The sequence below is a fragment of the Streptomyces sp. NBC_00376 genome, assembly GCF_036077095.1.
Lineage (GTDB): Bacteria > Actinomycetota > Actinomycetes > Streptomycetales > Streptomycetaceae > Streptomyces.
Genome location: NZ_CP107962.1, coordinates 23,438 through 36,460, shown reverse-complemented (window position 1 = coordinate 36,460; position 13,023 = coordinate 23,438). Strand labels below are relative to the sequence as shown.

General features: G+C 67.7%; 14 protein-coding genes and 3 pseudogenes. 9 read left to right on the top strand and 8 right to left on the bottom strand.

Annotation, left to right across the window (positions count from 1 at the left end):
- Nucleotides 1–10: 10 nt before the first annotated feature.
- Nucleotides 11–454, top strand: a complete 444-nt coding sequence (locus OG842_RS43080) for a DUF2267 domain-containing protein (protein WP_328512745.1) — start codon at nt 11–13, stop codon at nt 452–454.
- Between the two features lie 204 nt (nt 455–658).
- On the opposite strand, the pseudogene OG842_RS45520 reads toward OG842_RS43080, so the two are convergent.
- Nucleotides 659–850: pseudogene (locus OG842_RS45520) on the bottom strand (NF041680 family putative transposase); the annotation flags it as partial.
- A 42-nt stretch (nt 851–892) separates the two neighbouring features.
- Between OG842_RS45520 and OG842_RS45515 the strand changes: the two are divergent.
- Nucleotides 893–1,312: a DUF6233 domain-containing protein gene (locus OG842_RS45515; RefSeq protein WP_443064099.1), complete on the top strand. Its 420-nt coding sequence runs from the start codon at nt 893–895 to the stop codon at nt 1,310–1,312.
- 89 nt (nt 1,313–1,401) lie between these two features.
- The gene (locus OG842_RS43070; protein ID WP_443064105.1) at nt 1,402–2,607 is read left to right on the top strand and encodes an IS110 family transposase; all 1,206 of its coding nucleotides are present in this window, start codon (nt 1,402–1,404) and stop codon (nt 2,605–2,607) included.
- 68 nt (nt 2,608–2,675) lie between these two features.
- On the opposite strand, the gene ligD is transcribed toward OG842_RS43070, so the two are convergent.
- Nucleotides 2,676–3,629 carry a non-homologous end-joining DNA ligase gene (gene ligD, locus OG842_RS43065; RefSeq protein WP_328512807.1) on the bottom strand — a complete coding sequence of 318 codons (954 nt, stop codon included), beginning with the start codon at nt 3,627–3,629 and terminating at the stop codon, nt 2,676–2,678.
- A gap of 23 nt (nt 3,630–3,652) precedes the next feature.
- Nucleotides 3,653–4,612 (bottom strand): non-homologous end joining protein Ku, encoded by a 960-nt coding sequence (gene ku / locus OG842_RS43060; RefSeq protein WP_328512742.1) that lies wholly within the window; start codon nt 4,610–4,612, stop codon nt 3,653–3,655.
- 320 nt (nt 4,613–4,932) lie between these two features.
- On the opposite strand from ku, the gene OG842_RS43055 reads away from it, so the two are divergent.
- The 4 genes from OG842_RS43055 to OG842_RS43040 all read left to right on the top strand — a co-directional run bounded on the left by OG842_RS43055 (nt 4,933) and on the right by OG842_RS43040 (nt 8,276).
- On the top strand, nt 4,933–5,634 hold the full coding sequence (locus tag OG842_RS43055; RefSeq protein ID WP_266738379.1) for an HNH endonuclease family protein: 702 nt from the start codon (nt 4,933–4,935) through the stop codon (nt 5,632–5,634).
- Between the two features lie 227 nt (nt 5,635–5,861).
- Nucleotides 5,862–6,128 carry a DUF3761 domain-containing protein gene (locus OG842_RS43050; protein ID WP_266738355.1) on the top strand — a complete coding sequence of 89 codons (267 nt, stop codon included), beginning with the start codon at nt 5,862–5,864 and terminating at the stop codon, nt 6,126–6,128.
- Nucleotides 6,129–6,628: 500 nt separating this feature from the next.
- Nucleotides 6,629–7,741 carry a NucA/NucB deoxyribonuclease domain-containing protein gene (locus OG842_RS43045; protein ID WP_266738381.1) on the top strand — a complete coding sequence of 371 codons (1,113 nt, stop codon included), beginning with the start codon at nt 6,629–6,631 and terminating at the stop codon, nt 7,739–7,741.
- A 52-nt stretch (nt 7,742–7,793) separates the two neighbouring features.
- Nucleotides 7,794–8,276, top strand: coding sequence for a hypothetical protein (locus tag OG842_RS43040; protein WP_328512741.1), 483 nt, complete (start codon nt 7,794–7,796; stop codon nt 8,274–8,276).
- A gap of 322 nt (nt 8,277–8,598) precedes the next feature.
- Here OG842_RS43040 and OG842_RS43035 read toward each other — a convergent pair.
- The 4 genes and pseudogenes from OG842_RS43035 to OG842_RS43020 all read right to left on the bottom strand — a co-directional run.
- A pseudogene (locus tag OG842_RS43035) lies at nt 8,599–9,118 on the bottom strand (IS6 family transposase); the annotation flags it as partial.
- The gene (locus tag OG842_RS43030) at nt 9,105–10,301 is read right to left on the bottom strand and encodes an IS110 family transposase (RefSeq protein WP_266726579.1); all 1,197 of its coding nucleotides are present in this window, start codon (nt 10,299–10,301) and stop codon (nt 9,105–9,107) included. The pseudogene OG842_RS43035 and the gene OG842_RS43030, both read right to left, overlap by 14 nt.
- A 226-nt stretch (nt 10,302–10,527) precedes the next feature.
- Nucleotides 10,528–10,764, bottom strand: a pseudogene (locus OG842_RS43025) (IS6 family transposase); the annotation flags it as partial.
- Nucleotides 10,765–10,825: 61 nt separating this feature from the next.
- On the bottom strand, nt 10,826–11,056 hold the full coding sequence (locus OG842_RS43020; RefSeq protein WP_266733917.1) for a hypothetical protein: 231 nt from the start codon (nt 11,054–11,056) through the stop codon (nt 10,826–10,828).
- A gap of 98 nt (nt 11,057–11,154) precedes the next feature.
- On the opposite strand from OG842_RS43020, the gene OG842_RS43015 reads away from it, so the two are divergent.
- On the top strand, nt 11,155–11,337 hold the full coding sequence (locus tag OG842_RS43015) for a hypothetical protein (RefSeq protein WP_266733915.1): 183 nt from the start codon (nt 11,155–11,157) through the stop codon (nt 11,335–11,337).
- Between the two features lie 22 nt (nt 11,338–11,359).
- On the opposite strand, the gene OG842_RS43010 is transcribed toward OG842_RS43015, so the two are convergent.
- Nucleotides 11,360–12,109 carry an HNH endonuclease family protein gene (locus OG842_RS43010; protein ID WP_266733913.1) on the bottom strand — a complete coding sequence of 250 codons (750 nt, stop codon included), beginning with the start codon at nt 12,107–12,109 and terminating at the stop codon, nt 11,360–11,362.
- Nucleotides 12,110–12,805: 696 nt separating this feature from the next.
- Here OG842_RS43010 and OG842_RS43005 point away from each other — a divergent pair.
- Nucleotides 12,806–12,934, top strand: coding sequence for a hypothetical protein (locus tag OG842_RS43005; RefSeq protein WP_266733912.1), 129 nt, complete (start codon nt 12,806–12,808; stop codon nt 12,932–12,934).
- Nucleotides 12,935–13,023 lie beyond the last annotated feature (89 nt).

Here is a 13,023-nt window from a genome sequence, read left to right as displayed (position 1 = left end):
ATGCACTGCAGTGATCACCGACGTGCGCGTACCGGCTGAGCACCAGCAGCCGTACTCGACGGCGTATGAGCAGATGCTGGAGAAGGTCCGCCACGAAGGCGCCTACCCCACCCGCGAGAGAGCCGAGGAAGCCGTCCGCCTGGTTCTCGCGGGGCTGGGACGCCAACTGACCGGCGACGAACGCGTCGACCTTGCCGCCTGCCTGCCCCTGGAAGCCGCACGTGTCCTGACCGCACAGATCCCCGACACCCAGCCGCTGACCGGCTGGGCCTTCGTCAAGGACCTCGCCGCCCGCTCCGGCGCATCCCTGGCCGCCACCCGCTGGGACACCGGCTCCGTCTTCGCGGCCGTCGCCGCCCACGCCGACCCTGACCTCATCACCCGCATCCTCCACCAGCTCCCCACCGGCCACGCGCTGTTGTTCGGCCGCGCCGAACTCACCTCCGCCGCGTAAACGGCACCGGCACCCCGGGGCCGCAACAGGATCCCTCCGGCGGCTTTTGGTGAAGTCCCCGATCCGCGCGTCGGGGACTTCCGCCTTCGCTGTGCAAGATGACCGTCTCGGGCGGTGTTTCTCATAAACGGTCCTTTGCCCGAGCAAGATCATTCACGGGCCGGGAAGACCGTCCGGAACCCGGATCGGTTCTCAGCTTGCTCTTTATGGTCTGAGTCGGTTTCGTTCGGTGATGCTCTCGGGTCGTTTCACGGTCTTGCCCACGTCGTAGCGGGTGGCGGGCCGCTGGTTTTTCGAGCCAAGTGGCCTGCCTGGTCCGGGTGTTGAGGGTTCCCGTGGTCGCGGCACGCATGGCGTTGAAGCACGCCCACGAGCCGGCCGAGGCGTAGCCATGCCCGGCGGCATATCCGACCTGGGCAAGAACCGGACACTGGAACAGTGGCTGGAGTGGCAGCTCCGCCAGGTCAAGGGGCGGATCCGGGAACTGGAAATCAAAGAGCAACAGGAGCAGCGCCGTCGGGAGCAGGCGCATGCCGCGCTGCGGTGGAAGATCCAACCGCAGCGGTCATCGTCGGCGGCTCTGGTACACCGCGGGGACTGCGCGCCTTGTATCTGGTCGAAGGCGGGTTCCTCGACCGTGAGGAGGCGTTGATCGCCTTGGCGGAGCCGGACATCGAGCCGTGCCAGATCTGTAACCCGCAGACGGGACTGCAACCTCCTTACGTTGTTGATGGGTCGATTCCGGTCACTCGTAGGATCGGGAGGCCCAGGGACACTGGGTGTGGCTGTCAACCTCATGCCGCACATGTGGCTTCTACTGATTGGCCGCCCGGTGCCCCGCGACGACTCGGCCACTGATTGGGATACGCGCGACAAGATCGCTTGGTAAGGACACGCTGGCGAGGTCGTCTGCTGGGACAAGTAGAGGAACGATCTCGGAGGTGACCGTGCCCGAACTGTGGGCCGGAACAGACGCGGGCAAGGCCGAGCACCACTGCACGGTGATCGACACCGACGGCAAGCGCAAGCTGTCACGGCGAGTCGCCAATGACGAGGCTGCGTTGCTCGAACTGATCGCCGATGTCCTCGCGCTGAGCGAGGGCGAGGCTGTGACCTGGGCGATCGACCTCAACGCCGGCGGCGCCGCCCTGATGATCGCCCTGCTGACCGACAACGGGCAGAAGGTCCTCTACATCCCCGGCCGCACCGTCCATCACGCCTCCGGCTCCTATCGGGGCGACGGGAAGACCGACGCGAAGGACGCCTTCGTCATCGCAGACCAGGCCCGCATGCGCCGCGATCTGCAGACGATGCACCGCGGCGACGACATAGCCGTGGACCTGCGCATCCTCACATCGCGCCGACTCGACCTGGCGGCCGACCGCACAAGGGCGATCAACCGACTGCGAGCCCAGATGCTGGAGTACTTCCCCGCCCTGGAACGGGCCTTCGACTACAGCACATCGAAGGCGGCCCTGGTGCTTCTGACCGGCTACCAGACCCCGGCCGCCCTGCGCCGGATCGGCAAGAGCCGCCTTGCTGTCTGGCTGAAGAACCGCAAGGTCCGCAACTATCGGCTAGTTGCGGCCACCGCCGTCCAGGCCGCCGAAGCCCAGCACACCGCCGTCTCCGGAGAGAAGCTGGCCGCCACGGTGGTGGCCAAGCTCGCGAGGGGGGTGATGACCCTCGACGAGGAGATCGCAGAGGCCGATCTGCTGATCGAGGGCCGGTTTCACGACCACCCGCACGCCGAAATCGTCCTGAGCATGCCCGGAATTGGCCCCGTCCTGGGCGCCGAGTTTATCGCCCACACCGGTGGCGACATGAGTGTTTTCGGGAGCTCCGACCGCCTCGCCGGTGTCGCGGGCTTGGCGCCTGTCCCAAAGGATTCCGGACGGATCAGCGGCAACATGCGCCGACCACGACGCTACTGCCGGCGCCTGCTGCGGGTCTTCTACATGTCAGCCATGGTCGCCGCCCGCTGCTGCCCTGTCTCCAAGTCGTTCTACGAACGCAAGAGAGCCGAAGGCAAGACTCACAAGCAGGCCGTCATCGCCCTCGCGCGCCGCCGCCTGAACGTTCTTTGGGCCCTGATACGTGACGGCCGAACCTTTCAGATCACCGCACCACCCAGCCCCGTCCCACTGGGCTGACACCCTCACAACGAGTCATCAACTGACCTTGACAACCACATTGGGAATCAGTAGAGGACGCGCCGGGGTCAGGTGATGTCGTCTGGTGCGAGGTCGGGGCGCAGCCGGTGCCAGGAAGGGTGTCGCAGCAGGCCCGCTCTCGTCCTGGTGGCGTAGTGGACTTCTCCGACCAGGCGTGGCAGTACCCACCGAGCCCCGGCCACGTGCGGCGCGTTGTCGAAGGGGCAGTCGTCGATCGCAGCAACCTGGAGCAGTTCGGCGAGCGTGGTGCGTTCGGTGTCGCTCCATCCGGTGCCGACGCTGCCCACGTACCGCAGCCCGCCTTCGTGTGTCTCGCCCACCAGCAATGCTCCGGGGAGACCGGTGAGCCGTCCGCGGCCGGGCACCCAGCCGCCCACGATCACATCGACGGTCCGGATGTGCCGGATCTTGATCCACGAGCGGGACCGGACCCCTGGCTCGTACACAGAGGTGAGCCGTTTTGCGACGACGCCCTCCAGTCCCGCGGTCCGGGTCATCTCCAGTGCCTGTGTGCCGTGTCCGACGACAGCTGCGGGCGTCGACCAGTGCTTCCCGTCCAGCCCCAGGTCTTCCAGGAGGGTGCGGCGTTCGGTGTATGGCAGCCCGGTCAGGTCGTGGCCGTCCAGGTACACGGCATCAAACAGAACGAGGTGGACGGGCACGACCTCAGCCATCCGGGCGGCCTTCGCCGCAGAGGCCAGGCCCATGCGGGACTGCAGCCGCTCGAAGTTACTGCGCCCTTCGTCGTCGAGTGCGACGATCTCGCCGTCCAGGACCGCGGGCCGGCCGAGCACGGACCCGAGTGCTGCGAGTTCCGGGTAGACGGCGGTGATGTCCGCCCCGGACCGGGACCGCAGGAGCACCGTCCCGTCGCCCGGCAGGTAGACCATGGCCCGCTGCCCGTCCTGCTTCACCTCGAACGCCCACCGCTCCTCGGTGACCGCGGGCGGCAGGCCGCCTGGTGTCGCGAGCATCGGAGCGATCCGCGGCAGACCCACCATCACCATCCCGCCCGGGCGTCCGTTCAGGACGCGCTGCGCTTCTTCCCGGCAGCAGTCTTCTTCGTTGTGGTCTTCTTCGCCGTGCGCTTCCCGGCTGTGGTCTTCGTGGTGGTCTTCCTGGCCGTGGCGGCTTTCTTCTTGGCCGGGGTCTTTTTGCGTGGCTGCATCGTGTGGACGGTGGCGTCCTGGCCGCTGTGCTCGCCGCGGCTCTCCTTGGCCGCCTTGACGGAGGCGTTCAGGGCGGCCATCAGGTCGACGACCTTCCCGGTCTCCTGCTCCTCGCCCTCGACCGGCTCCGGGAGCTCGGTGCCCTCGGCCTTCGCCTCGATCAGTTCCTCCAGGGCGTCGCGGTACTCGTCCCGGAAACCGGTGATGTCGTCGATGGCCATGGTGTCGGTGAGCTGGACGGCCCGCTCGATCTCCTCATCGTCCAGGTCGACGTCCTTCGGCCTGAGGGACTCGGGGCTGCGGATCTCGTCGGGCCACCGCATCGCGTGCAGCACGATCGCGTCCTCACGCACCCGGAGCAGACCCAGCCTTTCGCGGTTGTGCCACGCGAATTTCGCGACGGCGACCTTGTCGGACCGCTCCAGCGCCTTGCGGAGCAGGATATAGGGCTTGGCCGCGACCTGCCCGTCGATCGCGAGGTAGTAGCTGTCGCTGATCCGGATCGGATCGATGCTGTCGGCGTCGACGAACGCGACGATCTCGATCGCTTTCGCGGTGGGCAGCGGCATCTCGTCGAGCTCTTCGTCGGTGACCGCGACGATGTCGTCCTTGGTGAGCTCGTAGCCCTTGCCGATCTCTTCCTGCGGCACGACCTCGTCGTCGATCGAGCAGACCTTGCGGGTGCGGACCCGGCCCATGTCCTCCAGATGGACCTGGTGGAAGCGGACCGAGCGGTCCTCGGTCGCGCTGACGACCTTGATCGGGATCGTGACCAGGCCAAACGAAATGGCACCGGTCCACAAGGGCCGCGGCATACGCACCTCCAGGCCCCCCTGACGGGCATGGCCGGGAAGCGGACCGGCGCGCCAGGAGAAGGCTGCCTCCGATCGAGACCGGGGGCAGCGCGCGGCCGGGCCACCGCCCGTAGTCCGATCCTTGTGCGGGGCGGGAGTGATCGCATCACGAAGACGCCGGCCGGGGCCGTGGGCGGCCTTGTGTACGAGCAGGGACCAAGGGGGGCCGGGTGGACCAGAACCGCCCGCGGCCCGCCATGCACGCACCCGGTACGACTTCCCACCCACGCGGGTGACACCCGCCAGGCAGCAACGATTCTGCGCTGATCAGGGGCCGGAGCATGATCAGCGTGATTCGTCATCTGCGCCGAACCGCGCTCCTCACAGCCCTCTCGGCTCTCGCTGGGCTCGCGCTGACCGCCGCCCCCGCCACCGCCACCCCGGACGCCGGCCCCCAAGCCTCCACCGGCCAGGCCCCGTCCCTGCGTGAACTCCCCGAACCGCCGGACGCGGTCAAGGCCCGCGAGCTGCTCGCGGACCTGGTGGTGGCCGACGAAGACGATGTCCCCGGGTACTCCCGGGCGAAGTTCCCGCACTGGATCACCCAGTCCGGCACCTGCGAGACCCGCGAGGTCGTGCTCCAGCGCGACGGCCAGGACGTCGTCCAGGACGACCAGTGCCGCGCCACCAGCGGCACCTGGTACTCGGAGTACGACGGCCGCACGATTGAGTCCGCCTCTGGTATCGACATCGACCACGTCGTCCCGTTGAAGGAAGCCTGGCGTTCCGGGGCGTCCGAGTGGTCGACGCCCGAACGCCGCGCCTTCGCCAACGACCTGACCGACTCGCAGCTGATCGCGGTGTCGGCCGCCAGCAACCGGTCGAAGGGCGACAAGGATCCGGGGAGCTGGAAGCCGCCGCTGCAGTCGTACCACTGCACCTACAGCCGGGCCTGGATCAGCGTGAAGGCCACCTACCAGCTCACCGCCAACCCCGCCGAGGCTGCTGCCCTGGCCGAGATGCTCGACACCTGCGCCACCTGACCCCACCAGGCCGCACACCGGGCGGCACCGACCGGGCACCTGGCCCACGGTGAACCGCCGCCGAAGCGCCGGACGGACCCAGCCGCGCCCGCCCGCGCTTGACCCGCCGCGGGGGAGGCGACGCAGGAACCCGCTCCCCGGCCCGTTTCCCCCGCGGCGCCCACCCGTCCCCGGGCCCGGACCATGTGACAGCGGGCGCGGGAATCGACCCCGAAAGACATCACACCGTGTCCCTCACCTTCACAGCACCCGACCGCGGCGGCATCGCCCGCGTCGCGGTCACCGTGCTCGCCGTCGCCGCCGCGTTCCTCGTCCCGGCCGCCCGTGCCGGGGCGACCGCCGGATGCGCACCGCACACCACCGGTGTGTGCAGGGCCGGCAGCCCCCACCCGGCAGGCGCGACCGCGGAATGCAAGGACGGCACCCCCAGCTACTCGAAGACCTTCCGCGGCACGTGCAGCGGCCACGGCGGCGTCCGCTACTGGTTCAAGTAGGTTCACCGGCCGACGGTACGGCGGGGCCGTACCCGCCACGCGCGGCGGCCTCCAAGTAGACCGCGCCCGCCTTCCGCCCTCTGGGGATGGTGGGCGGATCCTGTGCGTGGATCTGCACCAGGCACACGAGGCGCGGTACGGAAGGGCCCTCCTCGCACGGCGCTCTGCAGCCCACGGCGCCCGGCGTCAGCAGGCTTTCGCCGCCTACCCCGCGATGCCGTTCGAGTCGCCAGCAACTTTGCAATAGTGCTTCTAGAGTTCGATTGCGACCTGGCTCCTCAGGTGACTTTCGGTCGGCTCGATAAGCCTATTGTCTGGAAACTTGCAATTCGCTTGATGGGGAGGGGGTCTGTCTATACGTTTGCTCACGTTGCAGCAGCCAAGGTTGTTGCGTCGGTCGTACGTGTGCCTGGCCGCAGCACAGCGCATCGCTCGGGGGAGCCAGTTGACACCTCCAGCCCTGCCCTGCTGCGTTCCGGGCCGTCAGGAGGGGGAATCAATTGAGCATCACACGTCAACGGATCGCGGCGGGCATCGGCGCGGCAGGCATCACAGCTGCCCTCATGACCGGCACAGCACCCGCCCATGCGCAGCCAACCGCCCAAGCACTGAATGCCGATTGCCACAAGGCCGTTCAGTCCGCCGCCGCGCGCGGCGAGCACACCGTCACCTGTACCCAGGCGACCGGGACAACGGCCGTCACGTCTACCGCGATGTCAGCGGCGGCCGGGCTGACTTGCAGGGCGGGCTACCTCACCTATGACCGGCACAAGGCGTGCTCGGTGAGCAGCCTGCGGTTCGACATCATTGAGGTGCCCAGCGGGAAGCTTCTGGGCACGATGAACATCCGGGTCACTCAGCGCACGTCGCTGGCGGCCAGGGACTCACGGACCTGGAAGCACACCATCGGTCTCTACCCGACCAGCGCCAGCGGGGCGGCGCGGGGCGTGGTCGCAAGCCTGAAGCTGAATTGCGGCAAGTCCGCGAAGACCAAGTGCACGGTGACCTCCGCTCCCGGTGCCAAGGGGCTGTCGGTCAAGAAGGAAACCAGCTTCCCGTTCGCCCTGAAATCACCCGGGTCGAAGACGCTCAAGCACAAGGAAACACCCGTCGTCACCCTGAAGGCGGCCGTCGGGTCACCTGCCACCGGCAGCCTCGCGCAGGCCGCCACCGTGCGCTGTGACTCTGTCAAGGGGATCACGACCAAGGCAGGCGGGTGTGTTCACCCCGGGTATGTTCCTGTCTTCGCGATGTCCCGCACCGACAAGAACGTCAAGGAAGCGGCGCAGCATGTCTGGGACGCGCAGCGCAAGCTGAAGGGGCATCCGGGGCTGCCCGGCGTGGGCAAGCCCCTGCACCGCACCACTGACAAGGCGCTGATTAAGAAGAATCGTGGCAAGGCCTGCCCGAGCAGTCTGCCCCGCCCGACGGGCAAGAGTTGCGACGAGTACCCCTTCGCTTCGACCAAGGAAGGCGGAGCGACGGGTGTCTTCAGCCGCAGGATGATCAACGAGAAGCACAACAGCACCGCCGGTGGATCCAAGTACCTGCTCAAGGTGTACAAGGACAATAGGATCCTGAACGGCGACGCCTTCTGGGTCGCCATCTCCTGACGCCGAGGAGGCACCCGGTATGCCGGAAGAACGCGGGAGTACCCGTGTGTGGGTGTATGCCCGTCAGTTCTACATCGTCGACCCGGACCTCGGTACCGACCAGGCACCGGACATCGCGGACGCCGGCAATGGGCTGATCGCCGTCGAGGAGGACGGGGCCAGCATTCTGACCGGACTGACCGTCGGACCGGTCGAGGTCACCGTCACCACGCACGTGTCCGAGCCATCGCTCCACGAGGGTGGCTGGGACGAGGCGGTGGAGACGTCGTTCATCTCCACCACCGGCTCGGCTCTTGTCACCTCCTGGGAGGACGGCGAAGCCGAGGACCTGCCCGGCCTCGCCCCCAGCGGACCGGGTAGCTACCGCGTGCGTGTCCATGCCCGCGGCCGTGACGAGGGACGTGCCAAGGACAGTCTCGGCCCGGACGACGACCCGGTCGAGGTATACCTGCTTCAGGTGTGGCCCGCTCCCGCGGCCGGAGAACGGATCATCCGCCAGACCGACCAGGTCGGCGACGAATGGCGTCAGCTCTAGAAGAACAACGGGTCCGTCGCCACAAGGCGGCGGACCCGTCGCTGAAAGACCAGAGCCAGAGACAACCGGGCCCCATGCCATACCGGGAGATGGAGCAGCGGAAGTCGCCGAGGTCGAGTACACCGCCTTCACCGGCAAGGCCAAGAAAAAGCGGCGCTTTTACTCTCCGTGGCGATCTGCCCGTTCACCACCACCGACACGAAGCCGGGAGATCGCAGTTCTGGCCCCCCTTCCTGCCCCCGCCGACGGCATTGCCAACTTGTTGGTGTGCGGTTACTTGAGGGTGTGCGGGGGTGTGCTGGGCTTGGTTTCCACCTCTGGTTCAGGCCTCGGTGGGCATGGCGGTAGTGCCAGTGATCTCGTTCCAGGTTCCGAAGCGGTGGCGCATCTCGGTGCGGTAGCCGGTGGCGGTCATCCGGTGGCGGCGGGGCCGGAAGTGCGGTGAGATCTGGCTGAACGCGGACAGGAACCTCTGGGTTCTGCCGACTGTGCGGAAGCCCTTCATCGCGCGTTCGCGCTGCCTCGTCGGCTGATGGGAGTTCTCCACACGGTTGTTCAGGCCCTTGTGGGAACGGTGATCGGCCGAGGACATCAACTCTCTGTGGCCGACGCCGTAGGAGCGGAGCTTGTCGGTGACCAGCACCCTGGGTGTTCTGCGCTGCTTCTTCATCAGCTAGGCCATGAACCGCTTCGCGGCCTTCGCATCCCTCATGGACTGCAGCAGGACGTCGAGGACAGCGCCGTCCTGGTCCACGGCCCGCCACAGGTAGTGCCGCACCCCGTTGATCTTCACGAACAACCTCGTCCAGGTGCTTCCCAATGCCGATGTCAAGCCGCCGTCGTCACTGAGGGTATGACCTGGTAGCACCGTCGGTCACGGATCAGAGCCCACAGGACGTTGACGCGACGGCGTGCGAGCGCGAGGACGGCCTGGACGTGCCGTTTCCCCTCGGCGCGCTTGCGGTCGTAAAACTTCCGTGAGTTGGGGTCTCGTTGGACGCTGACCAGCGCGGAGATGTAGAAGACGCGCTGCAGGCGACGGTGGTATCTCGTCGGTCGGTGGTCGTTACCGCTGACCTGGCCGGAGTCGCGTGGGGCGGGGACCACGCCGGCGAAGGCCGCGAGCCGGTCGGCCGTGGGGAAGGCGTCCAGGCTGCCGCCGACGGCGACGAGGAACTCGGCACCGAGGATCGTGCCGATGCCGGGCATGGACTGGATCACGTCGGCCAGTTCGTGTTCGCGAAACCGGCCCTCGATGAGTTTGTCGGTCTCGGTGATCTTCTCGTTGAGGACCATCACCTCCTTGGCGAGGGTGTGCACCATCTTCGCGATGGCCTTCTCACCCACGACGGCGGTGTGCTGGCGCTCGGCGGCCTCAACCACCTTCTCGGCGAGGGCAGCAGCGTTGCAGACCTTGCGGTTGCGCAGCCAGGCGGTCAGCCGCCGACTGCCCGCGCGGCGGATCGCTGCCGGTGTCTGGTAACCGGTTAGCAGCACCAGCGGGCCGACGTTACCCAGGTCGAGGGCCCGTTCCAGGGCCGGAAACATGCTGTTCAGCAGGGCCTTGAGCCGGTTGGTGGTGCGGGTGCGGTCGGCGACCAGATCGACGCGGTGGTCGGTCAGCAGCCGCAGCTCGAGCGTGGCTTCGTCGCCGGGGCGGATCGGCTGGAGGTCGCGGCGCATCCGGGCCTGGTCGGCGATCACGCGGGCGTCACGGGCGTCCGTCTTGCCCTGGCCGCGGTAGCTGTCGGTGGCCCGGTTGACCGCGATACCGGGGATGTAGACGAGCTCCTGGCCATGGTTGACCAGAAGGGCGATCAGCAGGCCGGGCTCGCCGCCGGTCATGTCAAGCGCCCAGGTCGTCTTGCCGCCGTCGGCGAGGTCCAGGACGTCACCGATCAGCTTCAGCAGTTCCGGCTCGTCGTTGGCCACCCGACGCGACAGCAGCGTGTCGCCCTCGCTGTCCAGGACCAGGCAGTGGTGGTGGGTCTTGCCGCAGTCGGTTCCCGCCCATATCCGGCTCATCGTGCTCCATTCGGTCGTACATGCCTTGCGTACCACGGACGACCTCGCCGGCATTGCTCTACACAGCGACTTGTTCGCACTTCCCAATCGGCGGCCGAGTCGTCGTGGGGAGCCAGGCGGCCAAGCACCTGAAGCCACGAACGGCAGCCACTTGTCAGCCACACCCAGCTCCCCTGGGTGTCCTCACCCTACGAACGGGAGGACCAACCCGTTCAAGAAGGTAGAGCCACTTGTCGCCGGCCTGGGGCCGGCGGCGGCGCAGGGCGGCCGCGTAGCGGGGGCCGAACCGGTCGCACCACCGGCGGATCGCATCATGGGAGACGGTGATCCCGCGGGCCAGGAGCAGCTCCTCGACTTCGCGGAAGGAGAGCGGGAAGCGGTGGTACAGCCATACTGCGTGGGAGATGACCTCCGCCGGGAACCGGAACCCCTTGTACGACGGCCCTTCCCCGGCGCCCTCCACCACCAGCTCCTCCCGAACGATCCACAAACCCGGCTACCATTCCAGCCCGGAGACCACTCACTCAACCTGACAGTGCCCCTACATCTGCTGGGACGTTCTGCAGCACCCGGACCCAGCGATCGGCGACTGCCGAAGCCTGCCGTACACCGAGCGCCGCGCCTTCCTCCTGGAGCTCCTCGCCGATGTCGGGCCGCCGATCCAGGCCACCCCGGCCACCGACGACCGGGACGTCGCCGTGCTCTGGTACGACACCCTGCGTGAACAGGGAATCGAGGGAATCGAAGTTCGGCACGCGGACACGGTCGACGCCCTGGTGCTGGGGTTCACCGGCCCCGGCTCAGACCGCACCATCTGGTCCTGGCGGTGGGGGACGAGGGCGGGCCAGCCAGGGTGTCCGCACGCCTGGAGCCCGTTCTCGCGGCTCGTGTCGGTGAGGCCTTGAGCGGCGCGGCGGCGGTGGGGGAGCGGCGGGCGGAGGGTGAGCTGTACACACGGGTGGGGACGGATCTGGTCGTGGAGGTGCTGGCCGGGTCCGGCCGGCACAGCACCCTCACCGTGATCCGGATGCGGTGAGGGTGCCGTGTCTGACTGCTGGTCAGGGGGCGGTTTCGTACTTCACGACGGTGTCCGTGCAGCCCTTGGCGAGCTTCTCCAGGGCTGCGCGTTCTTTGGAGTCCGCGGTGAGCTTCCAGCGGAGCTTGGTGCCCACCCAGTCGGCACTGTAGGTGCACTGTGCGGACGCGGCCGGCGGGAGCCATTCGGCCGGGTCCCGGTCGGCCTTGGACCGGTTGGTCTTCGCGGTGACGGCGACCAGCGACCTGTCGGCTGTGAGGTCGTTGGCGTACTGCTCGCGCCGGTCCGCGTCCCACTTCGAGGCTCCGGAGTCCCAGGCTTCGGCGAGCGGTACGACGTGGTCGATGTCGAGCTTGGTGGCCGCGTTCACGGTGACCTCGTCGTAGTAGCTCAGCCACTCGCCCCCGCTCAGTGCGCACCGGGCCCCCTGCTCGGGAGCCTTGACCGCCTCGGAGATCAGGACTTCCTTCCTGGTGTCGCAGCCGTCCTTGTCCGCGTCGACCCACAGGTGGAAGGAATCGCGCTCGTACCCGGCGCGGTCCTCGGTACCGGACGGAATTTTGGCGATGGCCTCGGCGAGGGGCAGGTCGCTGCCACCCGCGGGGGCGCCCGGGGCGGCGGCGGCGCCATCAGCCGGAGCGCCGGAAGCACTGGCCGCGGCGGGGGCCGACGGCTTCGAGTCGGACTCGCTCTTCGTTCCGCTTGGGTTGCAGGCGGCGAGCGAGGCCGCGAGGAAGAGGGCGGCGATGGGGGCGAGGCGGCGTGCTGTCACGGCGATGCTCCGAAGTCGGGGGCTGATACAGCCTCATGATTTCAGAGCGCGACATAGCTTGACGCATCGTCACATTCATGGTGCCAGTGGCTGCTCCCGGCGAGGGCTGTGGCGCCGCCGGGAGTCGGTGACCGGTTCGCCGGTCGCGGGTGAGGCCGTTCACCCGTTCGAGTTATGCGTCTGGTGCCAAGTTCCGTGGAAACCGTCGGGGCGCGGCAGAAGGGGGCGGGGGTGGCGCGAGTTGGCGCGGGGGTGTTCCGCTCCAGCGGATTCGAGCCCTTCGCTACCGTTGTCCGTTTCATCCGACTGGTTTTGGTCGGCTTTTAAGTCTTACTGGTCAGTTACGTGACTGTTTGACCGGGAGGGCGGGGTGGGTGTGCGTACCCATGAGCACTACGTTGCGGCACCAACCATGAGCCGTTAGTAGTAGGTTGCATTTTCCCCGACTCTCCGTCGGGGCAGGCAAAGACCCCGGCCGCAGGTTGGTCGCCGGGTGCCGGGGTCTCTTGTCGCTGTCTCAACGTCCAGTCGAACCCTGAAAGGAGCCCCTCCATGGCCGACCGACGCCGAACTCGTCTCCCCGCACATGCTTTTGCAGGGGAAACAAGCCGCGAACTTATCATTTCTGCCCCGCGCATGGTTGAAACCTCATGCCGGGTTGTCACCTCTGTCACCGTGCGCGGAAGCATGCCCGTCGTGGCGATTTCCCTGCCGCTGCTCGTGATCCCGGGCGTTCTCACACCCGAGGTGCTGCCCGTCCTGATGCTGCTCCTGACAGCCGCTCACGGATCTTCCCTGGTCCGCCAGTGGGTGCGTCGACGCTGACCCGACCAACCGCGCGGTCGCGGCTGCTCCTCTTGCCGCGACCGCCGTCCAGGTCACCACAGTGCCCGACGAATGAAGCGGTCCAAAAA